Origin of the sequence: Stenotrophomonas nitritireducens (assembly GCF_001431425.1) — a bacterium.
GTDB lineage: Bacteria > Pseudomonadota > Gammaproteobacteria > Xanthomonadales > Xanthomonadaceae > Stenotrophomonas > Stenotrophomonas nitritireducens.
In genome coordinates this window covers 1-26,751 of sequence record NZ_LDJG01000034.1, presented here as the reverse complement: position 1 = coordinate 26,751, position 26,751 = coordinate 1, and the positions used below count along the sequence as shown (strand labels likewise).

Below are 26,751 nucleotides of genomic sequence, written 5' to 3'. Positions count from 1 at the left end.
GGCGGTTTCGGTGGTGGCGGCTGGTCCGGCGGCGGTGGGCGTTCGGGAGGCGGCGGCGCCTCGGGGAGCTGGTGATGCGCTGGTTGCGCCATCTTTTTTCGCCTTCCGCGTACACGCGGTTTCCCGCGGCCAGCCTGGACCGCATCGCCCGCGCCATCGCCGATGGCGAGCGCCGGCATGCCGGGCAGGTCATGTTCGCGGTCGAATCCGACCTGCCGCTGACGGCGCTGTGGCGCGGCGTGTCGCCGCGCGAGCGTGCCGAACACGCCTTCGCGCTACTGCGCACCTGGGACACGCAGGCCAACAACGGCGTGCTGGTCTACCTGCTGTTGGCCGACCATGCCATCGAGATCGTCGCCGACCGCGGCCTGCGCGGACGCATCGAGGCCGCGCAGTGGCGGCAGGTCTGCGAGGACTTCGGCCGGCGCCAGCGCGATGGCGATCTGGAGGCGGCGGTACTGGCGGCCGTGGCGGAGATCTCGGCGCTGCTGGCGGGGCATTTTCCTGCCGATCCGCGGCAACCCCGGCACAACGAATTGCCCGATCAGCCCCACATCCTGGGCTGAACCGGCGAGAATGGCGTCCTCCCGTTACATGGATCCGGTCGCGAGCGGTGCATGGCGTTGAGTCTTCTCCTGCGTTGCAACAGCCTCCCGGAGACGGGCGCGTTCTATGCCTCGCTGCCGGGCTTCTCGGTCTCGCCGATGGGCCGGGAGCCGCTGGTGGTCGAGGGCCACGGCTGTGCGCTGCTCTTCACCGGGACGGACCTGTGGAAGATGCCGCCGGCCTTGTCCGGCACGCTCTACATCGCGGTCGCCGACGTGGACGCGCTGTGGGAGCAGGTCCGGGACAGGGCCACGGTCGCGTGGCCGCTGCAGGACATGCCCTACGGCACCCGCGAGTTCGCCATCAACGACTGCAACGGCTATTACGTGGCGTTCCAGCAGCAGGACTGACAATGCATCCACCGGCGCCTTCTTCGGCACCCCTCAATCCAGGCCAATCCGCACGCGCATGATCTACCTCCACGACATAGACCCGATCGCCTTCTCCCTCGGGCCGATCAAGGTGCACTGGTACGGCATCATGTACCTGCTCGGTTTCGCCGCGGCGTGGTGGCTGGGGCGCGCCCGCATCCGCGCCGGGCGCCTGCCGGGCGTGGACATGAACGGTTTCTCCGACCTGCTGTTCTACGCCATGCTCGGCGTGGTGCTGGGCGGGCGCATCGGCTACATGCTGTTCTACGCCACCGCCGATTTCCTGCACAACCCGCTGATCCTGCTGCGCGTATGGGAAGGGGGCATGAGCTTCCACGGCGGCCTGCTCGGCGTCATGGCTGCCGGCTGGTGGTGGACCCGCAAGCATGCGCTGCACTACTTCGACACCATCGACTTCGTCGCCCCGCTGGTGCCGTTGGGGCTGGGCTTCGGCCGGCTCGGCAATTTCGTCGGCGGCGAGTTGTGGGGCAAGTTCACCCACGCCGGCTGGGGCGTGGTGTTCCCGCATGCGCCGCTCAAGGACGTGCCCGCAGGCCTGCCGACCATGGAGCAGCTGATGTCGGCCGCGCAGATCAGGCAGGACTATGCCGCCGGCCTGCTCACCCAGTACGCGCGCCATCCCTCGCAGCTGTATGAAGCGGTGCTGGAAGGGCTGGTGATGTTCGCCGTGCTGTGGGTCTACTCGATGAAGCCGCGCCCGCGCTACGCGGTGTCCGGCCTGTTCGCGCTGATGTACGGCTGTTTCCGGTTCCTGGTGGAATTCGTGCGCATGCCCGACAACGGCGTCTACCTGGCCTTCGGCTGGTTCACCCGCGGCCAGCTGCTGAGCCTGCCGCTGATCGCGCTGGGGCTGGTGCTGCTGGCGATGTCGCGGCGCGCGCCGACGCTGCAGCCGGTGCTGCCGGTGGGAGACAAGGCGTGAGGCCCTTCGCCGGAGGCGAGAAATGAAGCAATACCTGGACCTGCTGCGGCATGTGCTCGATCACGGCACCGAAAAGTCCGACCGTACCGGCACCGGCACGCGCAGCGTGTTCGGCTGGCAGATGCGCTTCGACCTCAACGAAGGTTTCCCGCTGGTCACCACCAAGAAGCTGCACTTGCGCTCGATCATCCACGAGCTGCTGTGGTTCCTGAAGGGCGATACCAACATCGGCTACCTGAAGGACAACCAGGTGCGGATCTGGGACGAATGGGCCGATGCCAACGGCGACCTCGGCCCGGTCTACGGCAAGCAGTGGCGCAGCTGGACCGCTTCCGACGGGCGGGAGATCGACCAGATGCAGTGGCTGCTGGAGGAGATCAAGCGCAACCCGGATTCGCGGCGGCTGGTGGTCAGTGCCTGGAACGTGGGCGAGCTGTCGCAGATGGCGCTGATGCCCTGCCACAACCTGTTCCAGTTCTACGTGGCCGACGGCAGGCTCAGCTGCCAGCTGTACCAGCGCAGCGGCGACATCTTCCTCGGCGTACCGTTCAACATCGCCAGTTATGCGCTGCTCACGCACATGGTGGCGCAGGCCACCGGGCTGGGTGTCGGCGATTTCGTGCATACGCTGGGCGACGCGCACCTGTATTCGAACCACTTCGAACAGGCCCGCGAACAGCTGTCGCGCCAGCCGCGCGCGCTGCCGAAGCTGTGGTTGAACCCGGAAGTCACCGACCTGTTCGGCTTCACCTTCGACGACATCCGCATCGACGGCTACGACCCGCTGCCCGCGATCAAGGCGCCGGTGGCGGTGTGAGCGGTGCGATGAAGCTCTCGCTCATCGCCGCGCTGGACCGCAACCACGGCATCGGCCACGGCAACGCGATGCCGTGGCACCTGCCGGACGACTTCAGGCATTTCAAGGCGCTTACCCTCGGCAAGCCGATCCTGATGGGGCGGAAGACCGCCGAGTCCCTCGGCCGCGCGCTGCCGGGGCGGACCAACCTGGTGCTTACCCGTGGCGGACAGGTGCCGTTCGACGGCATGCGCGCGGTGGCCTCGCTGGATGAAGCCCGGGACATCGCGGCCGCCGAAGGCGCCGGCGAACTGTGCGTGATCGGCGGCGGCGAGATCTACCGGTTGCTGATCGACCAGGCCACGGACCTGTACCTGACCCGGGTGGATGCCGAGGTCGTGGCCGACACGCATTTCCCCGAGGTCGACCCCGCGCTGTGGCGGGAAGTGGACAGCCAGCCGCATCCGGTCGACGCGCGGCACGCCTTCGCTTTCCGCTTCGTCCATTACCTGCGCCGATAGCAACGCACCGTGCGCAATCGGGCTTTGCCGACACCAAAGCCTCATTGCGCATCACCACGCGCTGCTACGGTTTGGGTGGCTCCTGCCTAGGCGTTCCGCCGCCGTCTCCACTGTTGTGCGGGCGATGCCGGCGCGACCGGCGTCGCGGTTCGCGACGTTCGCTCTGCGCTTCGCCGCGCGGTTCCGGGCGGCGTTCGGCCGGCGGCCTGCGTGGCGGGTGGGCGCCGGGCACCGGGGCCGGCACATCGCGACCGGGCACCTGCACCACGCGCAGTTCTTCGCTGTCCAGCTGCAGCGCGGTGAGCTTGCCGCCCCAGACCGCGCCGGTGTCGATGGCGTGCACGCCCTGGGTGATGGTCAGGCCCAGCGCCGACCAGTGGCCGCAGACCATCTTCAGCTCGCGCTCGACCCGGCCCGGCACTTCGAACCATGGGTACATGCCCTGCTGCTGGGTGCCGGGCGTGCCCTTGTCTTCCATGCCGATGCGCGCGCGCGGCGTGCAATAGCGCATGCGGGTAAAAAAGTTGATGATCGCGCGCGAGCGCTCGTATCCGGTCAGGTTCGGTGCCCAGACCGGACCGTCGCCGTACATATTGCGCAGCAGCTTGCGGTAGCCGTTGCCGTGCAGCTGCTGTTCGACTTCGCGGGCGTGCTTCTCGGCCAGCGCCACGGTCCATTTCGGCGCGAGGCCGGCATGGAACATCATCCAGCCCAGTTCGCGGTCCACGTGCACGAGTTTCTGCAGGCGCAGCCAGTCCAGCAGCACGTCGCGGTCCTCGGCGAGCACGACGCGCTGCAGGTCCGGGTTGACCTTGCGCTGTTCCTCCGGGCTGCGCGCGCCGACGGCCAGCAGCGAGAGGTCGTGGTTGCCCAGCACCACCACGCTGTGCTCGCGCAGCGAATGCACCAGGCGCAGGGTCTCCAGCGACTGCCCGCCGCGGTTGACCAGGTCGCCGCAGAACCACAGCCGGTCGGCGGCCGGGTCGAAGTTGATCTTCTCCAGCAGCCGCTGGGTGACGTCGTAGCAGCCCTGCAGGTCGCCTATCGCCCAGGTGGCCATCAGTGCAGCGTCCTGGGGATGGAGAGCACGAACGGGGCGACGGGGGCGGCGAATTCGGTGCCGTCGTCGGCCAGCATGTCGTAATGGCCCTGCATGGTGCCGCGCTCGGTGCCGAGCATGACCCCGGAGGTATAGCGGAATTCCTCGCCCGGGCGCAGCCGCGGCTGTTCGCCGACCACGCCGTCGCCGTCCACGCGTTCGGTGCGGCCGTTGCCATCGGTGATCCGCCAGTGGCGGCTGATCAGGCGCGCCGGCACGGTGCCACGGTTGTGGATGCGGATCGTGTAGGCGAACGCGTAGCGCCCATCCTCGGGGGCCGACTGTTCGTCGACGAATCGAGGCGATACCTCGATCTCGATCGCGTAGTGGCGGGAATCGTCCATGCGGGCAAGTGTAAGCAAAAGCGGGTGGAGCGGACGTCAGGCGGCGGTGGCGTTGGCCAGTGCGATGAAATCGGCCACGTCCAGTTGTTCGGCGCGCGCGTCGCTGCGCACGCCGGTGGCGGCGAAGCCGGCTTCGTCGACGATGCCGTTCAAGGCGTTGCGCAGGGTCTTGCGGCGCTGGCCGAAGGCGGCCTTGACCAGGTTGGCGAAGTGCCGGGGATCGACGATGCCGACCGTGGCCGGATCGCGCGGCACCAGCCGCACCACCGCCGAGTCGACCTTCGGCGGCGGCCGGAACGCGCCCGGCGGGACCACGAACAGCGAGGTCACCTGGCACCACGCCTGCAGCATCACGCTCAGGCGGCCATAGACCTTGCTGCCGGGCGCGGCGGCCATGCGGTCCACCACTTCCTTCTGCAGCATGAAGGTCATGTCCGAGATCGCCGCGGCATGCTCCAGCGCGTGGAACAGGATCGGCGAGGAAATGTTGTAGGGCAGGTTGCCGACCAGCCGGATCGGCGCGCTGCCGGCCAGTTCGGTGAAATCGACCTGCAGCACGTCGCGGTGGACGATGGTCAGCTCGCCCAGCGGCGCGGCCGCGGCGGTGAGCGGGGCGATCAGGTCGCGGTCGAACTCGATCACCGTCAGCTGCGGATGGCGGCGCAGCAGCGGGAAGGTGATGGCGCCCTGGCCCGGGCCGATCTCGACCAGGCGGTCGCCGGGCTTCGGGTTGACCGCCAGCACGATCTTCTCGACGTAGTGCGCATCGGCCAGGAAGTGCTGGCCCAGCTGTTTCTTCGCCGGCGCGGTGAAACCGGCGCCGGTGCGCGGGGAATGGGAGGAGTTCATCGGGTGATTTTACGTTGTGCGGCCAGCCGCGCGCACAGCGCGGTGGCGGCCTGCAGGCTGGAGGGGTCGGCCGTCCCCTTGCCGGCCAGGTCCAGCGCGGTACCGTGGTCGACCGCCACGCGCGGATACGGCAGGCCCAGGGTGATGTTCACCGCCTGCTCGAAGCCGCTGTACTTGAGCACCGGCAGGCCCTGGTCGTGGTACATCGCCAGCACCGCGTCGAAGCCGCGCAGCCTGGCCGGCAGGAACGCGGTGTCGGCGGGCAGCGGGCCGACCAGGTCCAGGCCTTCGCCGCGCAGCCGTTCCAGCAGCGGGATGACGACGTCCAGTTCCTCGCGGCCGAGGTGCCCATCCTCGCCGGCGTGCGGGTTCAGGCCGAGCACGGCGATGCGCGGCCTCGCCAGGCCGAAGTCGCGGCGCAGCGCGGCGTGGGTGGTGGCGATGACCTTGCGCAGGCCGTCGGCGGTGATGGCATCGGCGACATCGCGCAGCGGCAGGTGGGTGGTGGCCAGGGCCACGCGCATGAGTTCGTTGGCCAGCATCATCACCACTTCCACGCCGGCCTGGCCGGCCAGCAGTTCGGTGGTGCCGCTGTAGGCGATGCCGCCTTCGTTGATGACCGCCTTGTGCACCGGACCGGTGACCACGCCATCGAGTTCGCCGTCCAGGCAGGCGCGGCCTGCGCCGAGCAGGGCATCGATCACCGCGCGCGCATTGGCGGCATCGGGCTGGCCGAAGCGGGAAGGAGCGGCGTTGCGGATTTCGCGCAGGCGCAGATCGCCCGGTGCGCAGGCCTGCGCCTCCTCGGGCAGCAGGTTCAGGGGCAGGTCGAGCGCGACGGCGGCGGCGCGCAGCACGTCCGGGTCGGCGAACGCCAGCAGCCGGCAATCGCTGCGCGGCTGTTGGACGAGGCGGATGCAGAGCTCCGGGCCTACCCCGGAAGGCTCGCCCGGGACCAGAGCGAGCTGGGGAACCATGGGATCAGGGCTTGGCGGGCTCGGCCGCGCCGGAAGCCGGCTCGGCGGTACCCTCGGCGCGGTCGCCGATGCGGAAGCTGACGTAGGCATCGCCACGCAGCTCCTGCAGGAAGCGGTTGTACTCGTCTTCCAGCTTGCGGCGGCCGATGGTGTCGCGGACCTGCGCACGCTTGTTGTCGTCGGTCACGTCGGTCTGGCGCGTGGCCACGCGCTGCACGATGTGCCAGCCGGCGTCGGTGCGGAACGGTGCGGTGACGCCGCCGTCCTGTACGCCCTCGATCTGCTTGCCGAAGTCCGGGCCGAACGCGTCGGCCGGGAACCAGCCCAGGTCGCCGCCCTGGCCGCGGCTGTTGGCGTCGTCGGACGATTCCTTGGCCGTGGCCTGGAAATCGGCGCCGCCGGTGATCCGCGCGCGCAGGGTCTCGGCCTTGGCCTTGGCCGCGGCGTCGTCCACCTGGTCGGTCACCCGCACCAGGATGTGGCGGGCATGATATTCGGTGACGGTGTGGGTGCCGGCGGCGCTGTCGCCGTCGCGCACTTCCACCAGCTTCAACAGCTGGAAGCCGCTCGGGCCGCGGATCGGGCCGATCACGTCGCCGGCCTTCATCGCCTTGATCTGCACGGAGAACGCGTTGGGGATCTCGTCCAGACTGCGCCAGCCCAGGTCGCCGCCTTCCAGCGCGTTGGGGCTGTCGGAATAGCGCACCGCGGCGGCGGAGAAGTCCAGGTCGCCCTTGACGACCAGGTTCTTGATGCCGTCGACCTTGCTCTGGCCGGTGGCGATCTGCTCGGCGCTGGCACCGTCGGGCAGGGCCACCAGGATGTGCGCCAGGTGGTACTGCATGCCGCCGGCGTTCTGCTGGGCCAGGGCTGCGTCCACTTCACCTTCGCTGACGCTGATGCGGCTCTGCGCGAAGCTCTGGCGCAGGCGCTGGGTGATGATCTCCTCGCGCACCGAGTTGCGGAAATCCTCGAAGCCGATGCCGTCCTGGGCCAGGCGCTGGCGCAGGCCGTCGATGTCGGTGCCGTTCTGCTGCGCGATGCTGGCCACGGCGTGGTTCAGTTCCTCGCCGCTGACGCGGATGCCGCTGCCTTCGGCGCGGGCCACCTGCAGCTTGACCAGCACCAGGCGCTCGAGCACCTGGCGTTCGAGCACGCCTTCCGGCGGCAGCTGGTGCTCGCGGCCGGCGTACTGCGACTTGATGTTGTTGACCGCGCGCTGCAGTTCGCTCTGCAGGATCACGTCCTCGTCGACGACGGCGGCGATGCGGTCCAGCGGCTGCGTCTGCTGCGCGGCGACCGGTGCGGACACGCCGGCAAGCGCCAGCAGGGTGGCGAGGACTGCAGGTAGGGTCTTGGTCATGGAATCAGGTTCGGATCGTAGTCGTCGTCGTTCGCCTCGATGTTGCTGGGCGGAACGAGGTACAGGTCGTCTCGGTTGTAGCCGAGAATAGCACGGCGCAAGGTGCGGTCCGTGTCCTGCCCGACCGAGCTCAGGCCCTTGAGCACGAACTCGACCTGGAAGGAATTGTTCATCTCGCCCTCGCGGTTGCGCACGTAGCGGCGGGCCAGGGCGCGCACGGCCAGGCAGCAGCTGTCCCACTGCACGCCACCGATGATCTCCAGCGGCTTGTGGTCGAGCATCGAGTAGTAATAGCGGCCGACGATGCTCCAGCGCGGGTTGATCGGATACAGGAAGGACAGGTCGGCCTGCTTGAGCTGGTCGGTGTTGTTGCTGGGGTTGCGCCGGTAGCGGTAGGTCAGGTTGACCACGCCGTCATCGGGCAGCAGGTAGCGCGCGCGCACGCTGGCCAGGTCTTCCTTGCGGTACTTCGGGTTCCACTGGTAGGTGCTGCCCATGGTCCAGCGATCGTTGATCGCCCAGTTCACGTCCGCCACCCAGGCCGACTTGCCCTGCTGGACGATGGCGTCGCTGCCGCCGAGGGTGACCTTCGAATCCTCGAAATAGGTGATCTGGCCGATGCTGGCCGACAGCTTTTCGCGGCCGTCGGCCTGGCGGATCAGGCGCGTGGTCAGGGCCGTGGTCAGCTGGTTGGCGTCGTTCTGGCGGTCGGCGCCGGTGAAGCGCGAATCGCGGAACAGCTGGCCCCAGCTGAAGGTGAAGGCACGGGTGTCGAACAGCGGCAGGTCGTCCTGGTCGCGGTACGGCGTGTTCAGGTAGAACAGGCGCGGCTCGAGGGTGTGCAGGTAGGACTGGCCGCCGATGTCGGTCTCGCGGTCGAAGAACAGGCCCATGTCCAGGCTGGCGATGGGCAGGCTGCGGTGCGGCGCGGTATTGCCGCGCAGCTGTTCCGGGGTGGCGGTGGCCGGGTCGATGCCCGCGGCGATCAGCTGGTTGCGGCGGATGCCGTCGGCCAGGCCGCGTTCCAGCTCATAGGCGGTATAGCGCCAGGCCAGGGTCGGGGTGATGTACCAGGCGGCGCCGGCCAGCGGCATCGACACGTAGGGCTTGATGTCCAGGCGCGAGCCGCCGTCGACCCGGGTCAGGCTGCCATCGCGCACATACTCGCCATCGGCATCGATGGTCTTGCCATGGATGTCGTCGTGGCTGAAGCGTACGGCCTCGGCGTACACTCCGGTCTCGAACCAGCGGCCGAAACTGTCGTCCCAGGTGCCGAACAGGCGCGGCTGGCGGCTGTAGGGCAGGGCGGCTTCGGTCAGGGTGTAGTCGGTCAGCTGCCAGTGGTCGGCCATCAGGCCGGCGGTCCAGGTGCGGCCGGTGCCGTACAGGCCGGCGGTGCTCTGCAGGTTGGAGGCGGTCACCCCGAGCAGGCGGTTGGCGAAATCCTCCATGTAGCGCTCGTCGCTGACCCAGGCCAGGCTGGCGCGTGCCTGCCAGTGGTTGTCGATGTTGTGGTAGCCGCTGTAGGCGACCTTGCCGCGCTCCTTGTCGCGCAGCGAATCGTGCGGCATCCACTCGGTATCCAGCTGGCCACGGCCGCCGCCGTACAGGTAGCGGAATTCGTTGTTCAACTGCAGCCCGCGCCGGCTCATCCAGCGCGGGGTCAGGGTGTCGTCGTAGTTCGGCGCGAGGTTGAAGTAGATCGGCTGGCCGTAGTCGAAGCCGTTGCGCCCGGACAGGCTCAGCTTGGGATAGAGCAGGCCGGTCATGCGCCGGTCGTCGATCGGGAACTTGAACCAGGGCATGTACATCACCGGCAGCTTGCCGACGCGCAGTACCGCATTGCGCGCGGTGCCGAAGCCCTCTTCGTTGTCCACCTCGATCTGCGGCGCGGACAGCTTCCACACCGGCTGCGACGGGTCGCAGGTGGTGTAGGTTGAACGGTGCATCTGCCCGACCGAGCCCTGCAGGTCGATGGAGTCGGCGCTGCCGTTGCCGCGGCGCGAGACCAGCTGGTAGTTGATGTCGCTGATCTTGTGGCTGTCCGTTTCCTGGTTGCCCTCGGCGCGCTTGGCGGTCAGGCGGATCGATGAATCGGAATAGCGCACATTGCCTTCGGCGATGTAGTTGCCGCTCTCCGTGTCGAAGCGCAGGTTGTCGGTGCCCATGAACTGGTCGCCGCGCTTGAGCGCCACGTTGCCCTCGTACTGCGGGACCGTGCTGGTGCCGGAGAGCTGGTCGCCCTCGATGTCGGTCGGCAACTGGTCGCGGGTGGCGGCCGCGGCCGGATCGGCCTTGGGCGCCTCGTCGAAGGCCGGTAGCGCATCGGTGGCAGGGCACAGGTTCCAGTTCACCGGCTTCTCGCTGGCCATCGCCGACAGGCTGAAGGCGACGCTCAGGGGCAGGGGAAGCAGGCGGAGGGCTCGGCGCACGCGGATCGGATTCAGGGAAAACGGCCGCTAGCTTGCCGCATCGACTGCATGGGAGCAATGAAGGGCTTCGGCGGGCGGGGGGCGGGGTTCATGCGTCCGTCATGGGGCCAGCAGGGCCTGCACATGGGCCACGCTGCATTCGGCAAGAGCCTGCAGGTCGTACCCGCCCTCGAGCATGGATACCAGGCGGCCGTCGGCATGGCGGTCGGCCAGCGCCGCCAGTTCGCTGCTCAGCCAGCCGAAATCCTCGGTCTCGACCATCAGGTCGGCCTGCGGGTCGCGCATGTGCGCATCGAAGCCGGCCGAGACGAACAGCAGCTGTGGACGGAAGGCATCGACCTGCGGCAGCAGGTCGTCGGCCCAGGTATTGCGGAAGCGGAACCCGCCGCTGCCCGGTGGCAACAGGATGTTGCAGACATTGCCCACGCCGCGCTCGCGCATGCTGCCCGAGTACGGGAACAGCCCGGATTCGTGGCTGCTGTAGTAGGCCACGCGCGGGTCGGTCTCGAAGATCGCCTGGGTGCCATTGCCGTGGTGGACGTCGAAATCGACGATGGCGATCCGCTCCAGCCCGTGCACGTCGCGCGCGTAGGCCGCGGCCACGGCGATGTTGTTGAACAGGCAGAAGCCCATCGCGGTATCGGCGGTGGCGTGGTGGCCGGGGGGGCGCACCGCGCAGAACGCACGCCGGTCGGGGCCGTGCATCACCGCGTCGACCGCGGCCACCCCGGCGCCGGCGGCGTGCAGCGCGGCGCTGGCCGAGCCGGGCGAGGCGAAGGTATCCAAGTCGATCCGGCGCAGTGGCGCGGTCTGCGCCTGCAGCAGGTCGTCGATCAGTACGCGCTCGTGCACCCGTGCCAGCTCACCCAGCTTGGCCGGCGGCGCCTGCCGCCAGTCCAGCTGGTCGGGGAACGCCCCGCGCAACGCATCCAGTACCGCGCGCAGCCGTTCGGGCGATTCGGGGTGGTCGGGCCCGGGGTCATGGCCCAGGCAGGCCGGATGGGTGAATACGAGCATGCCGCACTGTAACCGAAGCCCCGGCGACGCCGGGGCCGGGCTGCATCGGCGGCGATGCCCCAGCGGGGCGTTGCCCCGCTCTACAGAAGACTGAGGCGTTGCGGCTCTGTAGCGCCGGGCAACGCCCGGCGGGGCTTGCCCGGTGAAGCCCCAGCGGGGCGTTGCCCCGCTCTACAAAAAACGAGGCGTTTTCGCTCTGTAGCGCCGGGCAGAGCCCGGCGGGGCCTGGCCGGTGATGCCCCAGCGGGGCGCGCGGTGTGTCAGGCGCGCCGGCGCTCGTGGTTCCACAGCACTTCGCCGTGGCCATCGGCCCGGGCCAGTACCCGCGCCAGCACGAACAGCAGATCGGACAGGCGGTTCAGGTAGCGCACGGCCTCGCCACGCACGTCCTCGACCCGTGCCAGGGCGACGGTCTCGCGCTCGGCGCGGCGCACGATGGTGCGGGCCAGATGGCAGCGCGCCGCCGCCTCGCCGCCGGCCGGCAGGATGAAATCCTTCAACGGCGGCAGGTCGTCGTTGTAGCGGTCCAGGTGCCGTTCCAGCGCGTCGATGTCGGCCGCCTGGATGGCGGCATGGCCGGGAATGCACAGCTCGCCGCCCAGGTCGAACAGCTGGTGCTGGATCGTGGTCAGCAGCGCGCGCACGTCATCGGGCAGTGCCACCGCCAGCAGCACGCCGATGGCCGAGTTGGCCTCATCCACCGTGCCGTAGGCACTGACCCGCAGCGAATCCTTGCCGGTACGGCTGCCATCGCCCAGGCCGGTGCTGCCATCGTCGCCGGTGCGGGTATAGATCTTGGAGAGACGGTTGCCCATTGCCGGTGGCGCGCTCAGTGCGCGATGCGGCCGGTGGCCGACTGGCGGCCAAAGGCTTCGACGGCGACCTGCACCAGCGCGGCGGCGCCGGCGTACATGGTGGCGGTGCGCATGTACGGCAGCAGCCAGTCGGTGTAGTTCTTGAACCAGCCGGCGACGGTCGGTTCGGCGACGAAGTCGCTGGTCCAGTAGAAGCCGCCCTGCGCGAACAGGTGGCAGACCACCACCGAGCCCACCAGGGTCGCGGCGAACAGGCCGAGCGCGCGCCAGCTGGCGCCGGTGTAGGAACGGCGCAGCAGCATGCCGCCGGCCCACATGGCGAAATGGGCCGGAACCAGCGCCCAGTAACCTGCCGAGACGCAGTAGTGGCCCCAGAAATCCATGCCTTGGCTGCGGATCACGGCCCAGTCGATGACCACCGCCAGCGCCATCAGCAGCGGGAACGCCCAGCGGGTCCAGTTGCGCAGGTAGAAGCCGCCGATGAAGAACACCGCCCAGGACGCATCCGGGATCGGCGCGAAATGGTTGATGCGGGTGCCGGCCATCAGCAGCACGAGCAGGGACAGAACGAAGGCGCGTTGGACGTTGGCGGTCATGGCGATGAAGGATCTGCTGGAATCAGGCCGCCATTCTAGCCGCAGTCGCGTCGTGGCCGCGGTTGCAGCGCGGCATCGCCCCGGCGCCTGCGGCGGCCGAGCCTTTATCATGGCGGCATGAGCGACCTTCATGATGTGGTGATCGTCGGTGGCGGACTGGTCGGTGCCAGCCTGGCCATCGCGCTGGACCGGCTGGGGCTGGACGTGGGGCTGGTGGAAGCGACCCCGGCCGGCGAACTGCCGGCGGTGTTCGACCAGCGCAACCTCAGCTTCGCCGCGGCCACGGTCAACGCGCTCACCGCGCTGGGCGTGATGCAGCGCCTGGAAGGCGCGCCCGGCCCGATCCGCCGCATCCATGTCAGCCGCGCCGGCGATTTCGGGCGCGTGGTGATGGATGCCGGCGACTATGGCCGCGACGCTTTCGGCCAGGTGGTGGTGGCGCGCGACTTCGGCCGCGCGCTGGAGGCACGGCTCGGCGAGCTGGCGCATCTGACCCGCTACCGCCCGGCGAAATTCGTCGGCTTGGGCGAATGCGCCGATGGCCGCCGCGAGGTGCTGATCGCCGACGCGGCCGGCGAGCGCCGGCTGCGCGCCCGGCTGGTGGTCGGTGCCGACGGTACCCGCAGCGCGGTGCGGCAGGCGCTGGGCATCGCCGCCAGCGAGCACGACTACCTGCAGACCCTGTTCGTCGCGCGGGTGCGCACGGCCAGGGCGCCGGACGGCACCGCCTGGGAGCGCTTCACCGATACAGGTCCGACCGCGCTGCTGCCGCGCGGCGACCGCCACTACGGCCTGGTCCATGGCGTGGCCCGCGACGAGGCCGAAGCGGTGCTGGCGCTGGACGACGCGGCGTGGCTGGCGCGGCTGCAGGACGTGCTTGGCTGGCGCGCCGGGCGGCTGCTGGAAAGCGGCCCGCGCAGCGCCTACCCGCTGATCCAGGTATTGGCGCAGCAACTGGTCGGCGAGCGCGCGCTGCTGCTCGGCAACGCCGCGCAGACCATCCATCCGCTGGGCGCGCAGGGCTTCAACCTCGGGTTGCGCGACGCGCTGACCCTGGCCGAACTGATCGGCGATGCTGAGCAGGACCCCGGCACCGACGACCTGCTGCAGGCCTACGTGCAGCGCCGCGGCCCCGACCGTGAGCAGACCCTGGCCTTCTCCGATGGACTGGCGCGCCTGACCGGCAACGCTGCGCCCTTGCTGCGGCCGCTGCGCAGCCTCGGCCTGGTGGCGGCCGCGCAGGCCGCGCCGCTGCAGTCCTTCCTGGTCGGCGGCGCGATGGGATTCCGCGGGCAGGTGCCCGAACTGTGCAGGAGCCAGGCGCGATGAGCCGGCGTGGAGTGTTGGATGCGGTGGTGGTCGGTGGCGGCGTGGTCGGCACCGCCTGTGCGCTGGCGCTGGCCCGCGAAGGCCTGCAGGTGGCCCTGGTAGAGGGGCGCGAAGCGTCGCCATGGTCGGCGCAGCGGCCGGACCTGCGCGTGTTCGCCTTCGCCCACGACAATGCGGCGCTGCTGGAAACACTGGGCGTGTGGCCGCAGGTGACGCAGGCGCGCGCGCATCCCTACCTGCGCATGCGCGTATGGGACGCAGCCGGTGGCGGCGAGTTGGCCTTCGACGCCTATGCGCTGGGCCGCCGCGAACTGGGCTGGATCGTCGAGAACGGCCTGCTGGTGGACCGGCTGTGGTCGGCACTGCCGGCGGCCGGCGTGCATCTGCATTGCCCGGCGCGGGTCGAGTCGATGGAGCAGGACGAACGCGGCGTGCGCCTGCGCCTGGACGATGGCCGCCGCATCGACGCGGCCGTGGCCATCGCCGCCGACGGCGGCGAGTCCACCCTGCGCACGCTTGCAGGGCTGGACGTGTCGCGCCACGACTATGGCCAGCGTGGCGTGGTGGGGTACGTGGACAGCGAACGCCCGAATGAGGCCACCGCCTGGCAGCGTTTCCTCGATACCGGCCCGCTGGCGGTGCTGCCGGTCGACAAATACCGCAGCTCCATCGTCTGGACCCTGCCCGACGCCGAGGCCGAGCGCGTGCTGGCACTGGACGACGAGGCTTTCAGTCGCGAACTGACCAACGCCTTCGCCGGTCGCCTGGGCGCGATGCGCCCGGCCTCGCCGCGCGCGGCCTTCCCGCTGCGCCGGCAGCTGGCCAGCGACTATGTCGCCGGGCGCGTGCTGGTGCTGGGCGACGCGGCGCACGTGGTGCATCCGCTGGCCGGGCAGGGCGTCAACCTCGGCCTGCGCGACGTGGCCGGGCTGCGCGACCTGGTACGCGATGCACGCCAGCGGCGCGCGGACTGGACCGCCCCGCACCGCCTGCGGCGCTGGGCGCGGGTGCGGCGCAGCGACAACACGGTTGCCGCCTACGGCTTCGACGCGATCAACAAGGTGTTTTCCAACGACGAGATGCACCTGACCCTGGCGCGCGGCGCGCTGCTCGGCCTGGCCGGGCGCATGCCGCCGCTGCTGTCGCTGTTCTGGAAGCGTGCCTCGGGGCTGTGATGCCGGGTAGGGCGGTCGGTAATGCCCCAGCGGGGCGCTGCCCCGCTCTACACGCGCGGATCGCGGCGGTTCTGTAGCGCCGGGCAACGCCCGGCGAGGCCTGCGCGGTAATGCCCCAGCGGGGCGTTGCCCCGCTCTACACGGGCGGATCGCGGCGGTTCTATAGCGCCGGGCAACGCCCGGCGGGGCCTACCCGGTAATGCCCCAGCGGGGCGCTGCCCCGCTCTACACGGGCGGATCGCGGCGGTTCTGTAGCGCCGGGCAACGCCCGGCGGGGCCTACCCGGTAATGCCCCAGCGGGGCGCTGCCCCGCTCTACACGGGTGGATCGTAGTGGCTCTGTAGCGCCGGGCGACGCCCGGCGGGGCCTGCGCGGTAATGCTCCAGCGGGGCGTTGCCCCGCTCTACATGGGTGGATCGCAGTGGCTCTGTAGCGCCGGGCAACGCCCGGCGAGGCCTGCGCGGTGATGCCCCAGCGGGGCGTTGCCCCGCTTTACCGCAGCCAGCCGGCCAGCTGTTCGCGTGTCAGCCTGCCGCGCCGCGCGCTGTCCAGTGCGTTGAATTCGTCGGCCAGCGCCGGGTTGGCCTGCGCTTCCTCGCGGCTGATGAAGCCGTCGCCGTCCACGTCGAGCGCGTCGAAATCGATGCGGTAGTTGCCGACGACGCTGTCCGGCTGGATCGAGCGCACCGTCACTGCTGCCTGCCCGGGTTCGGCCGGCAGCTGGACCTGATGGGTGACCGCGCCGCTGGCCAGCGGCTGGGCGCGGACGTTGACCGGTGCCGCCGGCAATGGCGCGGTGACGGCCGCATCGCGGGGGGCGTTCTGCGCCTGCGCGCACACGGCCGGAACCATGGAGAGCAGCAGGGCGATGGCGGGAAAGCAGCGGTGGATCACGGGCAACCTCTCACACGGACGACGGGATTCCGCCTGCCGGCCCGCCCGTCCTCACTTCATCCAGCCCTCCAACTGCGCCTTGCTCAGGCGGCCGGTGTGGTGGGTGTCGAGCGCATCGAATTCGCGCGCGAGCGTGGGGTTGGCCTTGGCTTCCTCGCGGCTGATGAAGCCGTCGTGGTTGCGGTCCAGCTTGGCGAAGTCGATATGGTAGTCGCCGCGGATCGAATCGGGTTCTTCCGAGGTGACCGTGACCGGCGTGCCCTTGTCGGTGAGCGTGGTCTTGCCGGTTTCCTGCGCCAGCGCCGGAACGCTGGCGGCGGCACACAGCAGCAGGGCGGGAAGCAGGGAGCGGGAGAGGTTCATGGGCGGACTCCTGAAAGTAAAACCACGCGCACGATGCTTGGCCCGCCACTGTTAAGCCGGCCGCAAGAACGCATGCAGGCCGGCTGAATGTTGCCGCCGGTTCAGGGCTGCGGAGGGTGCCGCGCTCAGCCCGGAATGAACGGAAACGCGAGTTTCAGCAGGCCCTTCAGGCCGCCCTCGACGGTGGAGCCGACCGCCTTGGCGCCGAGGCTGTTCAGGGCGCGGCGCACGTCGTCCCAGCGCAGCTGGGCGATGTCCTTCTTCAGCAGGTCGGCCACTTCCTCCGAAGTGGGGGCCAGCTTCTTCAAGGCCGTCACCGTCGCCTGCGGATCGGGCTGCAGGTAGCCCCAGCGCTCGGCGATCTTCAGCAGCGTGTCGAAGCGCACCGCCACCACTTCGCGGTTGCGCTCGTATACCGGCAGCGCGCCGACCTCGAGGATGGCCTGCTCGAAGCGCTGCGCGTCGTCCGGGTGCTCGATGCGGATGGCGAGGAAGCCTTCCTTGCGGCTGCGCTCGCTCACATGCTTTGCCCCCGAGCGCAGGTTGGCTTCGGTCAGCACGGTGGCGACGATGCGCTGCAGGGCCGCGTCGGCCTCCTCCGGCACCAGCGCGCGCCAGCGCGCGTAGCCATCGCGGCGCAGGCCCTTGACCTTGGCCGGCGTCACCCGCAGCTGCAGCGCCACGCTGGCGTTGGAATCGCCGCGGTCGATGGCGCCGTCGCGTTCGAGCAGCACGAAGATCAGCAGTTCCAGGTCGCGCTTGGTCAGCGACTGGAAGCCCTGCAGCAGGGTCAGGCGCAGGAATTCATTGCCGAAGCCGGCCGGGTCCTTCAGTTCGATGGCGTGCATGCGTGTCCTCCCAAGGGTCACAGCATGCCCGATCGCGGTTGCGCGGATTGAGACGCCGCGCGCGGGCGGCGCCCCGGCCTCAATGCCCGTATTCACGCCCCGGGCGGTCGGCGCGGAAGGTCTCGATAGCGCCACGGTCCTGCAGCGTCACGAATACCTGCCGGCCGTCGCTGCCGCCAAAGGCCACGTTGGTCGGCTTGCGGCCCTTGAGTGGCACCTCGCGCAGCAGTTCGCCGTCCGGCGAGACGATGGCGACGACGCCGGCATCGTAGCGGGCGATGTACAGGTTGCCGTCGGCATCGCAGCGCATGCCGTCCATGCCGTGGTCGTCGAAGCGGATCAGCAGGCGCTTGCCCGACAGCGTGCCGGCGGCATCGCGGTCGTACACCCAGACGTTGCGCTGCACGCTCTCGTTGACGTACAGGCGGCGGCCGTCGGGGCTTACCTCGATGCCGTTGGTGGTGCCCATGCCGGACTCGATCCGGTGGGCGCTGCCGTCGCGGTCGATGCGCCACAGCTGGCCGTTGTCCGGGTTGGCCCAGTCCGGGTCGCTCGCATACAGCGTGCCGTCCGGCGCCAGCGCGATGTCGTTGGGCTGGTGCGCGCCTTCCAGGCGTGCGAACACCGATACCGCGCGCGTGGCCGGATCGACGCGCAGGACCGCGTGGCCCTTGTAGTCGGCCACGAGCATCGCGCCATCGGCGGCGAAGCGGATGCCGTTGCCGACGCTGCCCTCGGGCAGGGTGACGAACAGGCCGGCCTTGCCGTGCGCATCGACGCGACCGATGGTGCCGTCGCGGCCGAAGTTGACCACGTACAGCGCGCCGTCCGGGCCGGTGGCCGGGCCTTCGATGCCCGTGGTGAACACACCGTCGCCGACATGGTCGCGGACGACGAAATCGGGCGTGGCGGCGACGTTGCCACACAGGGCCAGGCACAGCGTGGCGGCGGCAGGGCGCAACAGGAGGTGACGGACGATGGCTGCGCTCTCCATGCGGGGAAGGTCCGCAGTGTGCCAGAGCCGTGTCGTGGAAGCGGCAGGTGGTTGCGGGGGCAACGACGCACTGCGCAGGTGCCGGGCTTGCCTGGCACGGAGGGCAACGCCTCTCCTGCTGCGGCTGCGCGAGGGCATTGCCTGTGCACCATCGGTGCATGTGGCCTGGAGCGCTCACGCCGCTGGCGTCGGCCAGGGTGCGATGCGGGGTTGGCGGCGATGGCGTCCTGGTGGCCCAGGCATCCCCGACGCCGTTTGTGCGATATCCACGCCCCGGCTCGGTGCAGTGTGCCGAGCGTGCAGTCGCCTGCGGGCCGGTGGCTCGCCTTCACCCTGCAGGGTGAAGGGGAAAGCAGGTCAACCGCGCGCCGGCATCGCCAGCACGGTGATCTCCTCGCGGTCGTGGTACAGCTGCTTGGCGCGTATGGTCAGCGGCCTGCCGGCTTGCGCGGCGAACAGGTCCAGGCACAGGCGGGTTTCGTCCCAGCGCTTCTTCATCGGCAGCTTGAGGTTGAAGATGGCGTGCCGGCACCAGCCTTCGCGCAGCCAGGTGGCCATGCGCTCGGCCACTTTGCGCGGCTGTTCGACCATGTCGCAGACCATCCAGTCCAGCGCGGTCTCCGGCTTCCAGTGGAAGCCATCGGCGCGCAGGTGCTCGACCAGGCCGGTGTCGAGCACGTGCTGGCGCAGCGGGCCGTTGTCGATGCTGGTGACGCGCAGGTGCTGGCGGGTCAGTACCCAGGTCCAGCCGCCCGGAGCCGCGCCGAGGTCGGCTGCACGCATGCCGGGCTTGAGCAGCGCTTCGCGCTCCTCGGGCGTGAGCAGGGTCAGCAGCGCCTCGTCGAGCTTCAGCGCCGAGCGCGAGGGCGCTTCCGGGAGCAGTTTCAGGCGCGGGATGCCCAGCACCCAGGGTGCGCTGTCGCGGGTGTCGGCGACGCCGACGAAGGCATGGGTGCCATCGACGAACACCACGTGCAGCCGCGGCAGCCTGCTGTTGTCCTTGTCGGTGAGCAGGCCGGCCCTGCGCAGCGCCGGGCGCAGCGCATTGCCGAAACTGCGCGCCAGCCCGGCCAGCGGCTTGCCCGCGTCCGAGTCGGGGTGTTCCACCCACAGCTCGCCGAAGCGCGGCTGGCCCTGCAGTGCGGCGATGATCGGGCTGATGCGGTCGGCTGGGTCCAGCTGCGGCAGCTCGGCCAGCAGGCGCAGCTTCTGCCGGGCGAAGATCAATCCGCGCCAGGGCAGGGCGCGGTCGAGCGCGGCCGCTTCGTCAGTGACGTACACCACGTAGCCGTCGTTGCGCTGCGTGCGCGCATAGCCGGCGATGCCGGCATGGCCGGCGCGCTCGGTCAGTTCGGCGGCCAGTTCAGGCTCGAAGCCCTGGCGGCAGTAGCACAGCAGGCCGGTCATGTGAGTCCTTGGAATGAAGCGGGAGGCATCCCTTCTCCGCGAGGGAGAAGGGCATGCGGGATCAATACCGCGCGCCGTCGCTCTGGCCGTAATGGCGCAGCACCGCGCGGGCGGCGTCGCGGTGCAGGCCCTGCACGACCTCGATGCCGCGCCGGTTCAGTTCGCCCACCCAGTCGGCCGGCAGCGGGCCCTCGTCGAACGGGGTCAGTTCCTCGACGTCGGCGGCGCTGGCGCCGATCAGCAGGCGGTCGATGCCGGCCCAGATCGTCGCGCCATAGCACTGGCAGCACGGCTGCGAGGAGGTGGCCAGGGTCACCGGCGACAGCGCGTCGTTCAGGCGCGGGGTCTGCAGCCGCTGCTGCGCGAGCATGTAGGCCATGTTCTCGGCGTGGGCCAGCGAGGTGCAGTGCGGCACCACGCGGTTGACCGCGGCGGCGATGACGCGGTCGTCCGGGCCGAACACCACCGCGCCGAACGGACCGCCGGTCTGCGCGTCCACGTTCAGCCGCGACAGCTCGATCGCCAGCGCGACCTTGGCATCGTCGCCCGCATGCACGCGGCTGGTATCGACGACTTCATGGATCCAGGCCGGGAGGGTCAGGTGGACTTGCGCGTACAGCATGCGGGGTGGTGCCTCGTGAGCGTTGAACAGGGGAATGCGGCGGCCAGTGTAGCCCGGCACGCCCAGGCGGTCCGTGCAGGGCGCGGCCGCGCGGCCCGGCCCGCGGCGCGGGCACGGGCGTGGCTTCTTTAGGGGGAACGGGCGGCGGCAGGCGTCATGCCCGCCGCCACGGGATCAGCCGGCCCAGGTATCGCGCAGGGTCACGCTGCGGTTGAACACCGGCTTGTCCGCGCGGTGGTCGCGGCGGTCGGCGACGAAGTAGCCGGTGCGCTCGAACTGGAACGACTGCTCCGGCACGGCGCTGGCCGCGGCCGGTTCCACGTAGCCGGTGACGACCCTGCGCGATTCCGGATTCAGGTAGTCGCGATAGGTCTTGCCCTCGGATTCGTCGTCCGGGTTCGGCACCGAGAATAGGCGGTCGTACAGGCGGACCTCCGCCTCCACCGCGTGCTTCGCACTGACCCAGTGGATGGTGCCCTTGACCTTGCGGTTGGCGCCTTCCATGCCCGGGCGCGATTCCGGGTCCAGCCAGCCGCGCAGCTCGACGATCTCGCCTGCCTCGTTCTTCACCACCTCATCGACGCGGGCGATGCCGGCGCCGCGCAGGCGCACTTCGCCGCCTGGCACCAGCCGCTTCCAGCCCTTGGGCGGGACTTCGGCGAAATCCTCGCGCTCGATCCACAGCTCGCGCGAGAACGGCACCTGGCGCTCGCCGAAGGATTCGTCCTTCGGGTGGTTGGAGAAGGTCAGGGTTTCCTCATGGCCTTCGGGCAGGTTGGCGAGCACGAACTTCAGCGGCTCGATCACCGCCATGCGGCGCGGCGCGGCGCTGTCCAGGTCCTCGCGCAGCGCGCCTTCCAGCACGCTGAAATCGATCAGCGAGTTCTGCTTGGAAATGCCCACGCGCTCGGCGAACAGGCGCATCGCCGACGGCGTGTAGCCGCGGCGGCGCAGGCCCTGCAGGGTCGGCATGCGCGGGTCGTCCCAGCCATCCACCAGCTGCTCGGTGACCAGCGCCATCAGCTTGCGCTTGCTCATCACCGTGTAGTTGATGTTCAGGCGCGAGAACTCGATCTGGCGCGGCTTGGCCGCTTCGCGCGGCAGGCCCTTGTCGGCCAGCGGCTGGGTCAGCGCGTCGTCGTGGGCGAAGTCGACGTTGTCCACGCACCAGTCGTACAGCGGGCGGTGGTCCTCGAACTCCAGCGTGCACAGCGAATGGGTGATGCCTTCCAGCGCGTCGCCCAGCGCATGCGCGTAGTCGTACATCGGGTAGATCGGCCAGGCGTTGCCGGTGTTCTGGTGCTCGACGTGCTTGATGCGGTAGATCGCCGGGTCGCGCAGGTTGATGTTGCCGCTGGCCATGTCGATCTTCGCGCGCAGGGTGCGGGCGCCATCGGCGAACTCGCCGGCGCGCATGCGCGCGAACAGGTCCAGGTTCTCCTCGACGCTGCGCTCGCGGTAGGGCGAGGGCCGACCCGGTTCGGTCAGGCTGCCGCGGTAGGCGCGCACTTCCTCGGCCGACAGGTCGCAGACATAGGCCTTGCCCTGGCGGATCAGCTTCTGCGCGCCCAGGTAGTAGGCGTCGAAATAGTCCGAGGCGTGGCGCAGCTCGTTCCACGCAAAGCCCAGCCAGCGCACGTCGTCCTGGATCGCGGCCACGTATTCCGGGTCTTCCTTGGCCGGGTTGGTGTCGTCGAAGCGCAGGTTGCACACGCCGTTGAACTCGCCGGCGATGCCGAAGTTCAGGCAGATCGACTTGGCGTGGCCGATGTGCAGGTAGCCGTTGGGCTCGGGCGGGAAGCGGGTCTTGATCGCGGTGTGCTTGCCGCTGGCCAGGTCCTCGCGGACGATCTGGCGGATGAAGTCGCGCTTTTCGGCGGGAGCGTTCTCCGGCGTGGCATCAGCGGCAGGCGTGTTCTCGGACATTGGGGGCGCAGCGTATTGAAAGAACGCAAGTTTAGCCGAGCCGGGCGCCGGCTGCCGGAGCGGCGCTATGCTGGGCGTCCCGCCCGCAGGTTGCGCCCATGAACCGCCCCGTCCTGGTGATCGGCAACAGGAACTACTCCTCCTGGTCCCTGCGCCCCTGGCTGCTGCTGCGCCAGTTCGGCGTCGAATTCGACGAGGTGCGGCTGCCGCTGGACGCACCAGACTTCGCCGCCCAGGCCCTGCGCCACTCGCCCACCGGCAAAGTGCCGGCCCTGCGCGACGGCGAGCTGGCGGTCTGGGACTCGCTGGCGATCTGCGAATACGCCAACGAGCGCTGGCTGGGCGGCAACGGCTGGCCGGCCGACCTGCACCGGCGCGCGCTGGCCCGCGCCGCCGCGGCGGAAATGCACTCGGGCTTCACCGCCCTGCGCACCCAGCTGCCGATGAACAGCCGCCGCCGGCCCGACGCCTACCGCTGGGACGCCGCCGCGCAGCGCGACATCGACCGCGTGCAGGCGTTGTGGCGCGAACTGCGCCGCGACCATGGTGCCGGCGGCGATTTCCTGTTCGGCGAATTCGGCATCGTCGATGCCATGTTCGCGCCGGTCGCGATCCGTTTCGACGGCTATGGCGTGCCGGTGGACGACACCGTCGCGGCCTACATGCAGGCGCTGTTCGCCCTGCCGGCGCTGCGCCAGTGGCGCCAGGCGGCGGAGCAGGAACGCGAGCGCGTGGCCGCCACCGACGCCCTGTGCCGCCCGGCCTGACTGCGGAGACGCCCGATGCAACTGGTCTACCAGACAAGCAACCTGTTCGACGCGCACCTGGTCAAGCACGCGCTGGAGGACGCCGGCATCCCGGCCTTCGTGTTCGGCGAATCGCTGCTGGGCGCCGGTGGCGAGCTGCCGCTGTTCGGCCTGCTGCGGGTCTGCGTGCCGGACCCGGCCAAGCCGGAGGCGGACGACATCGTCGCCGCGCTGGGCTTGGACGAGGGTGAGGCCGGCCCCATCTGTGACGATGACGAAGCGCCGGGACTCCTGCCGGCCTGAGAGGAGCGGATCATGCTGGGTATCGGACAAGGGCTGCTGGGCATCGGCGCGTTCAAGCAGCGCCTGCCGCGGCCGGAAGAGGCATTGCCCGGGCGCGAAGCCCCGTTGCCGCTGCACGACGTGCACTACGTCAATGGCCAGCCGCTGCGCGGCGAGTTCGCCGGCCTGCAGGTGCTGGACGTGGGGCTGGGCTGCTTCTGGGGCGCCGAACGCAAGTTCTGGCAGCTGCCGGGCGTGGTGACCACGGCGGTCGGCTACCAGGGCGGCGTCACCCCCAACCCGACCTACGACGAAGTCTGTTCCGGGCTCACCGGCCACACCGAAGTGGTGCGCGTGGTGTTCGACCCCGCTCAGGTCGCGCTGGACACGGTGCTGCGCACCTTCTGGGAGAACCACGACCCCACCCAGGGCATGCGCCAGGGCAACGACACCGGCACCCAGTACCGCTCGGCGATCTATTGCCATTCGCAGGCGCAGTACGAGGCGGCCATCGCCAGCCGTGAGGCCTACCAGCTGCAGCTGGGCGCGGCCGGTTACGGCGACATCACCACCGAGATCGCATACCCGGCGCCGCCGTTTTACTACGCCGAGGACTACCACCAGCAATACCTGGCCAAGAACCCGAACGGCTACTGCGGCATCGGCGGCACGGGCGTGAGCTGCCCGATCGGGCTGGATGCCTGAAGTGACGAACGCCGCGCCACGCCGGTTGCTGGTGGTGTGGCATGGCTTCACCGGCGCCACCCGGGCTATGGCCGAAGCGGTCGCGTCCGCGGCGCGCGAAAGTGCCGGCGATGCGCTGGACGTGCGGCTGCTGCAGGCGGCCGAAGCTGGCGCCGACGACGTGCTGGCCGCCGATGCGGTGGTGTTCGCCACCCCGGAAACGCTGGCCTCGATCAGTGGCGCGATGAAGGATTTCTTCGACCGCAGCTATTACCCGCTGCTGGGGCGCTGCGACGGCAAGCCGTATGCGCTGGTGGTGTGCGCCGGTTCGGACGGGCGCCCGACCATCGCCCAACTGCAGCGCATCGCCACCGGCCTGCGCCTGCGTGAGGTGGCCGAGCCCCTGCTGGTGTGCACCCATGCGCAGACACCGGAAGCGATCGCCGCACGGAAAGTGCTGCCGGAAGCGGAACTGGCGCGCGGCCGCGAACTGGGCGCGCTGCTGGCGGCAGGGCTGGAACTCGGAATCTTCTGAAGCCAGCCAACGACGCTGTAGAGCGGGGCAACGCCCCGCTGGGGCCTCACCAGGAAAGCCCCGCCGGGCGTTGCCCGGCGCTACAGGACCGCAGCAATCTGCTTCTTGTAGAGCGGGGCAACGCCCCGCTGGGGCTTCACCGGGAAAGCCCGCCGGGCGTTGCCCGGCGCTACAGGGCGTGGCAGGCAGATCGGGGGTAACGCCCTCGACGCCCGCGCTTGAGCAGGCTCGGGAAACCCCGACCCGCGAACCCTGCAGAAGCGCAGCAAGGTGCGCTCCCGCGAATGGATCAGGCAGCCAGTTCGTCAGCGATGCGCTGGCGCAGGGTGTGCAGGTCCTTGGCGAAGGCATCGATGCCGGTGGCCAGCTTCTCGGTCGCCATCGGGTCGGCGGCCATGTCGGCGTCGAACTTCGCTTCGTCGATCGCAGCAACGTCGACCACTTCGGCCGGCTGCGGCGAGAGCTTGCGCGGCAGCTCGCCCTGGTCGGCGTCGAGCTTCTCCAGCAGGTCCGGCGAAATGGTCAGGCGGTCGCAGCCGGCCAGCGCCTCGATCTGCGCGGTCGAGCGGAACGACGCACCCATCACCACCGTGGCCGAACCGCGGCGCTTGAACTCGGCATACACGCCGCGCACGAACTTCACGCCCGGGTCCTCGTCGATGCTGGCCGGGGTCTGGCCGTTGGCCACGTACCAGTCGAGGATGCGGCCGACGAACGGCGAGATCAGGAATGCGCCCGCTTCCGAGCAGGCCAGTGCCTGGGTCGGGTTGAAGATCAGGGTCAGGTTGCAGTCGATGCCCTCGGCCTGCAGCACGCGCGCGGCTTCCACGCCGGCCCAGGTGGCGGCGATCTTGATCAGCACCTTGCCGCGCGGCACGCCGGCCGCCTCGTACATGGCGATGAACTGGCGCGCCTTGGCGATGGTCGCTTCGGTGTCGTGGGCCTGGTCGGCATCGACCTCGGTGGAAACGCGGCCCGGCACCAGCTCGGCCAGCATCGTGCCCACGCCGATGGTCAGGCGGTCGACCACGGCCTTGGCCACGTCATCGCGCTCGCCGGCCTGCGCGCGGCCCCATGCCAGCTCGCGCTCGATCAGCCCGGCATAGACCGGCAGATCGAGGGCCTTCTTCACCAGCGTCGGGTTGGTGGTGCAGTCGACCGGGCGCAGGCGCTTGATGGCCTCGTAATCGCCGGTATCGGCGACGACGACGGACAGTTCACGCAGTTGGGCGAGCTTGGAGGGGGTCATTGCGGATTCCTGGGTACGGGCCGGCGCGGGGCGCTCAGCGGTGGAAATCGCCCGCGGCTTCGGGCTGGTAATGCACGGCGGTCACGCGCAGGCGCAGCTGGCGGCCACCGGGGGCGGTCCAGTCGATGGTCTGGCCGACGGACAGGCCCAGCAGGGCGCTGCCGACCGGCGCGAGCACCGAGACGCGGCCCTTGTCGAAATCCGCTTCGTGCGGATAGACCAGGGTCAGGGAATGTTCTTCGTTATGCAGCTCGTCCACGCAGTCCACGCGCGAGTGCATGGTGACGATGCCTGCGGGGATGTCTTCCGGCGACAGCACCTGCGCGCGTTCGAGCTCCTGGGACAGGGCGACGGCGGCCGGGTGCCGGCTCAGGGCCGGGGAATCGAGCATGGCCTCGAGGCGGGCCATGTCACGGCTGGACACGGTGATTGACGGGGGCAGGCCGCTGTTGGTCGGCATGGAAAAACTCCTGCAATTGTTGAGAGACATACAAAAGGCGGCGCCAATCCGGCACCGCCCGGGCCTATTGTGCGGGGATTATGGAACGGATGCGACCCACCCCGATCATGGGGGCGGGGCGGCGGGGATGCAATGCATCGGCGGCGGCGGTCAAGGCGTGCGCGGGAGCGCGGCGAGGGGCGTGGACGGGCGGTGTCCGAACCCCCCGACGGTGACGGGCCGCAGCGGCTCTGTAGCGCCGGGCAGCGCCCGGCGGGGTTTGCGTGGTAATGCCCCAGCGGGGCGTTGCCCCGCTCTACAAGGAACGCAGGCGCCGTGGCTCTGTAGCGCCGGGCGACGCCCAGCGGGGTTTGCGTGGTAATGCCCCAGCGGGGCGTTGCCCCGCTCTACAAGGAATGGGGTGCTGCGGCTCTGTAGCGCCGGGCAGCGCCCGGCGGGGTTTGCGTGGTAATGCCCCAGCGGGGCGTTGCCCCGCTCTACAGGGAACGTGGAGTGGCGGATGATGCGG

At 69.9% G+C, this 26,751-nt stretch carries 29 protein-coding genes; 11 read left to right on the top strand and 18 right to left on the bottom strand.

Annotation, left to right across the window (positions count from 1 at the left end; translation table 11 throughout):
- Window positions 1-74 precede the first annotated feature (74 nt).
- Genes ABB22_RS16705 through ABB22_RS16685 form a run of 5 tightly spaced genes read left to right on the top strand, consistent with a single transcriptional unit; the run spans window position 75 to window position 3,237 of the window.
- On the top strand, window positions 75-566 hold the full coding sequence (locus ABB22_RS16705; protein ID WP_057505374.1) for a TPM domain-containing protein: 492 nt from the start codon (window positions 75-77) through the stop codon (window positions 564-566).
- A 57-nt stretch (window positions 567-623) separates the two neighbouring features.
- Window positions 624-956, top strand: coding sequence for a VOC family protein (locus ABB22_RS16700; RefSeq protein ID WP_211264520.1), 333 nt, complete (start codon window positions 624-626; stop codon window positions 954-956).
- Between the two features lie 58 nt (window positions 957-1,014).
- Window positions 1,015-1,920 (top strand): prolipoprotein diacylglyceryl transferase, encoded by a 906-nt coding sequence (gene lgt / locus ABB22_RS16695; RefSeq protein WP_057505372.1) that lies wholly within the window; start codon window positions 1,015-1,017, stop codon window positions 1,918-1,920.
- Between the two features lie 22 nt (window positions 1,921-1,942).
- Window positions 1,943-2,737, top strand: coding sequence for a thymidylate synthase (locus ABB22_RS16690; RefSeq protein ID WP_057505371.1), 795 nt, complete (start codon window positions 1,943-1,945; stop codon window positions 2,735-2,737).
- Window positions 2,738-2,745: 8 nt separating this feature from the next.
- Window positions 2,746-3,237 carry a dihydrofolate reductase gene (locus ABB22_RS16685; RefSeq protein WP_057505370.1) on the top strand — a complete coding sequence of 164 codons (492 nt, stop codon included), beginning with the start codon at window positions 2,746-2,748 and terminating at the stop codon, window positions 3,235-3,237.
- A 64-nt stretch (window positions 3,238-3,301) separates the two neighbouring features.
- On the opposite strand, the gene ABB22_RS16680 is transcribed toward ABB22_RS16685, so the two are convergent.
- The 9 genes from ABB22_RS16680 to ABB22_RS16640 all read right to left on the bottom strand — a co-directional run bounded on the left by ABB22_RS16680 (window position 3,302) and on the right by ABB22_RS16640 (window position 12,729).
- Window positions 3,302-4,297, bottom strand: a complete 996-nt coding sequence (locus ABB22_RS16680) for a symmetrical bis(5'-nucleosyl)-tetraphosphatase (RefSeq protein WP_057505369.1) — start codon at window positions 4,295-4,297, stop codon at window positions 3,302-3,304.
- The gene (gene apaG / locus ABB22_RS16675; protein ID WP_055765737.1) at window positions 4,297-4,680 is read right to left on the bottom strand and encodes a Co2+/Mg2+ efflux protein ApaG; all 384 of its coding nucleotides are present in this window, start codon (window positions 4,678-4,680) and stop codon (window positions 4,297-4,299) included. The genes ABB22_RS16680 and apaG overlap by 1 nt, the downstream gene beginning before the upstream one ends.
- A gap of 36 nt (window positions 4,681-4,716) precedes the next feature.
- Window positions 4,717-5,529, bottom strand: coding sequence for a 16S rRNA (adenine(1518)-N(6)/adenine(1519)-N(6))-dimethyltransferase RsmA (gene rsmA / locus ABB22_RS16670; protein ID WP_057505368.1), 813 nt, complete (start codon window positions 5,527-5,529; stop codon window positions 4,717-4,719).
- Window positions 5,526-6,506, bottom strand: a complete 981-nt coding sequence (gene pdxA, locus ABB22_RS16665; RefSeq protein WP_057505367.1) for a 4-hydroxythreonine-4-phosphate dehydrogenase PdxA — start codon at window positions 6,504-6,506, stop codon at window positions 5,526-5,528. Before pdxA ends, rsmA begins: the two co-directional genes overlap by 4 nt.
- Before the next feature lie 4 nt (window positions 6,507-6,510).
- Window positions 6,511-7,869, bottom strand: coding sequence for a peptidylprolyl isomerase (locus ABB22_RS16660; RefSeq protein ID WP_055765727.1), 1,359 nt, complete (start codon window positions 7,867-7,869; stop codon window positions 6,511-6,513).
- Window positions 7,866-10,301 (bottom strand): LPS-assembly protein LptD, encoded by a 2,436-nt coding sequence (gene lptD, locus ABB22_RS16655; protein ID WP_057505366.1) that lies wholly within the window; start codon window positions 10,299-10,301, stop codon window positions 7,866-7,868. The genes ABB22_RS16660 and lptD overlap by 4 nt, the downstream gene beginning before the upstream one ends.
- A 99-nt stretch (window positions 10,302-10,400) precedes the next feature.
- Window positions 10,401-11,318 carry a histone deacetylase family protein gene (locus ABB22_RS16650; RefSeq protein WP_057505365.1) on the bottom strand — a complete coding sequence of 306 codons (918 nt, stop codon included), beginning with the start codon at window positions 11,316-11,318 and terminating at the stop codon, window positions 10,401-10,403.
- A gap of 260 nt (window positions 11,319-11,578) precedes the next feature.
- Window positions 11,579-12,133 carry a cob(I)yrinic acid a,c-diamide adenosyltransferase gene (locus tag ABB22_RS16645; protein WP_057505364.1) on the bottom strand — a complete coding sequence of 185 codons (555 nt, stop codon included), beginning with the start codon at window positions 12,131-12,133 and terminating at the stop codon, window positions 11,579-11,581.
- A gap of 14 nt (window positions 12,134-12,147) precedes the next feature.
- Window positions 12,148-12,729, bottom strand: a complete 582-nt coding sequence (locus tag ABB22_RS16640) for a hypothetical protein (RefSeq protein ID WP_057505363.1) — start codon at window positions 12,727-12,729, stop codon at window positions 12,148-12,150.
- A 117-nt stretch (window positions 12,730-12,846) separates the two neighbouring features.
- Between ABB22_RS16640 and ubiH the strand changes: the two genes are divergently transcribed.
- Together ubiH and ABB22_RS16630 are read left to right on the top strand one after the other, a co-directional pair.
- Window positions 12,847-14,058: a 2-octaprenyl-6-methoxyphenyl hydroxylase gene (gene ubiH / locus ABB22_RS16635; protein ID WP_057505362.1), complete on the top strand. Its 1,212-nt coding sequence runs from the start codon at window positions 12,847-12,849 to the stop codon at window positions 14,056-14,058.
- Window positions 14,055-15,233, top strand: a complete 1,179-nt coding sequence (locus tag ABB22_RS16630; protein ID WP_057505378.1) for a UbiH/UbiF family hydroxylase — start codon at window positions 14,055-14,057, stop codon at window positions 15,231-15,233. Before ubiH ends, ABB22_RS16630 begins: the two co-directional genes overlap by 4 nt.
- A 492-nt stretch (window positions 15,234-15,725) precedes the next feature.
- Here ABB22_RS16630 and ABB22_RS16625 read toward each other — a convergent pair whose 3' ends face one another.
- From ABB22_RS16625 to ABB22_RS16595, 7 genes are all read right to left on the bottom strand, one after another.
- Window positions 15,726-16,127, bottom strand: coding sequence for an EF-hand domain-containing protein (locus ABB22_RS16625; protein WP_425477819.1), 402 nt, complete (start codon window positions 16,125-16,127; stop codon window positions 15,726-15,728).
- Window positions 16,128-16,178: 51 nt separating this feature from the next.
- On the bottom strand, window positions 16,179-16,490 hold the full coding sequence (locus ABB22_RS16620; RefSeq protein ID WP_057505361.1) for an EF-hand domain-containing protein: 312 nt from the start codon (window positions 16,488-16,490) through the stop codon (window positions 16,179-16,181).
- Between the two features lie 125 nt (window positions 16,491-16,615).
- A complete protein-coding gene (locus ABB22_RS16615; RefSeq protein WP_057505360.1) occupies window positions 16,616-17,338 on the bottom strand; it encodes a hypothetical protein in 723 nt (240 codons plus the stop codon).
- Between the two features lie 79 nt (window positions 17,339-17,417).
- The gene (locus ABB22_RS16610) at window positions 17,418-18,332 is read right to left on the bottom strand and encodes an SMP-30/gluconolactonase/LRE family protein (protein WP_082592194.1); all 915 of its coding nucleotides are present in this window, start codon (window positions 18,330-18,332) and stop codon (window positions 17,418-17,420) included.
- 357 nt (window positions 18,333-18,689) lie between these two features.
- Complete coding sequence (rlmM, locus tag ABB22_RS16605; protein WP_057505359.1) at window positions 18,690-19,739, bottom strand: 23S rRNA (cytidine(2498)-2'-O)-methyltransferase RlmM; 1,050 nt, start codon at window positions 19,737-19,739, stop codon at window positions 18,690-18,692.
- Between the two features lie 61 nt (window positions 19,740-19,800).
- The gene (locus tag ABB22_RS16600; RefSeq protein ID WP_057505358.1) at window positions 19,801-20,361 is read right to left on the bottom strand and encodes a nucleoside deaminase; all 561 of its coding nucleotides are present in this window, start codon (window positions 20,359-20,361) and stop codon (window positions 19,801-19,803) included.
- A gap of 174 nt (window positions 20,362-20,535) precedes the next feature.
- Entirely contained in the window at window positions 20,536-22,287 is a 1,752-nt protein-coding gene (locus tag ABB22_RS16595) for a glutamine--tRNA ligase/YqeY domain fusion protein (RefSeq protein WP_057505357.1), read from the bottom strand.
- Between the two features lie 98 nt (window positions 22,288-22,385).
- Here ABB22_RS16595 and ABB22_RS16590 point away from each other — a divergent pair, with 98 nt between their 5' ends.
- The 4 genes from ABB22_RS16590 to ABB22_RS16575 are packed head-to-tail and all read left to right on the top strand — an operon-like array spanning window position 22,386 to window position 24,534.
- The gene (locus tag ABB22_RS16590) at window positions 22,386-23,054 is read left to right on the top strand and encodes a glutathione S-transferase family protein (RefSeq protein WP_057505356.1); all 669 of its coding nucleotides are present in this window, start codon (window positions 22,386-22,388) and stop codon (window positions 23,052-23,054) included.
- Between the two features lie 15 nt (window positions 23,055-23,069).
- Entirely contained in the window at window positions 23,070-23,336 is a 267-nt protein-coding gene (locus ABB22_RS16585; protein WP_055765691.1) for a putative signal transducing protein, read from the top strand.
- A 33-nt stretch (window positions 23,337-23,369) separates the two neighbouring features.
- The gene (gene msrA / locus ABB22_RS16580; protein WP_057505375.1) at window positions 23,370-24,020 is read left to right on the top strand and encodes a peptide-methionine (S)-S-oxide reductase MsrA; all 651 of its coding nucleotides are present in this window, start codon (window positions 23,370-23,372) and stop codon (window positions 24,018-24,020) included.
- Window positions 24,013-24,534, top strand: coding sequence for a flavodoxin family protein (locus tag ABB22_RS16575; protein WP_057505355.1), 522 nt, complete (start codon window positions 24,013-24,015; stop codon window positions 24,532-24,534). The genes msrA and ABB22_RS16575 overlap by 8 nt, the downstream gene beginning before the upstream one ends.
- Before the next feature lie 289 nt (window positions 24,535-24,823).
- Here the strand turns inward: ABB22_RS16575 and ABB22_RS16570 are convergent, their stop codons facing one another.
- Both ABB22_RS16570 and rnk read right to left on the bottom strand, forming a co-directional pair.
- Window positions 24,824-25,783: a transaldolase gene (locus tag ABB22_RS16570; RefSeq protein WP_057505354.1), complete on the bottom strand. Its 960-nt coding sequence runs from the start codon at window positions 25,781-25,783 to the stop codon at window positions 24,824-24,826.
- 34 nt (window positions 25,784-25,817) lie between these two features.
- Window positions 25,818-26,243: a nucleoside diphosphate kinase regulator gene (gene rnk, locus ABB22_RS16565; protein WP_161809376.1), complete on the bottom strand. Its 426-nt coding sequence runs from the start codon at window positions 26,241-26,243 to the stop codon at window positions 25,818-25,820.
- Between the last annotated feature and the right edge of the window lie 508 nt (window positions 26,244-26,751).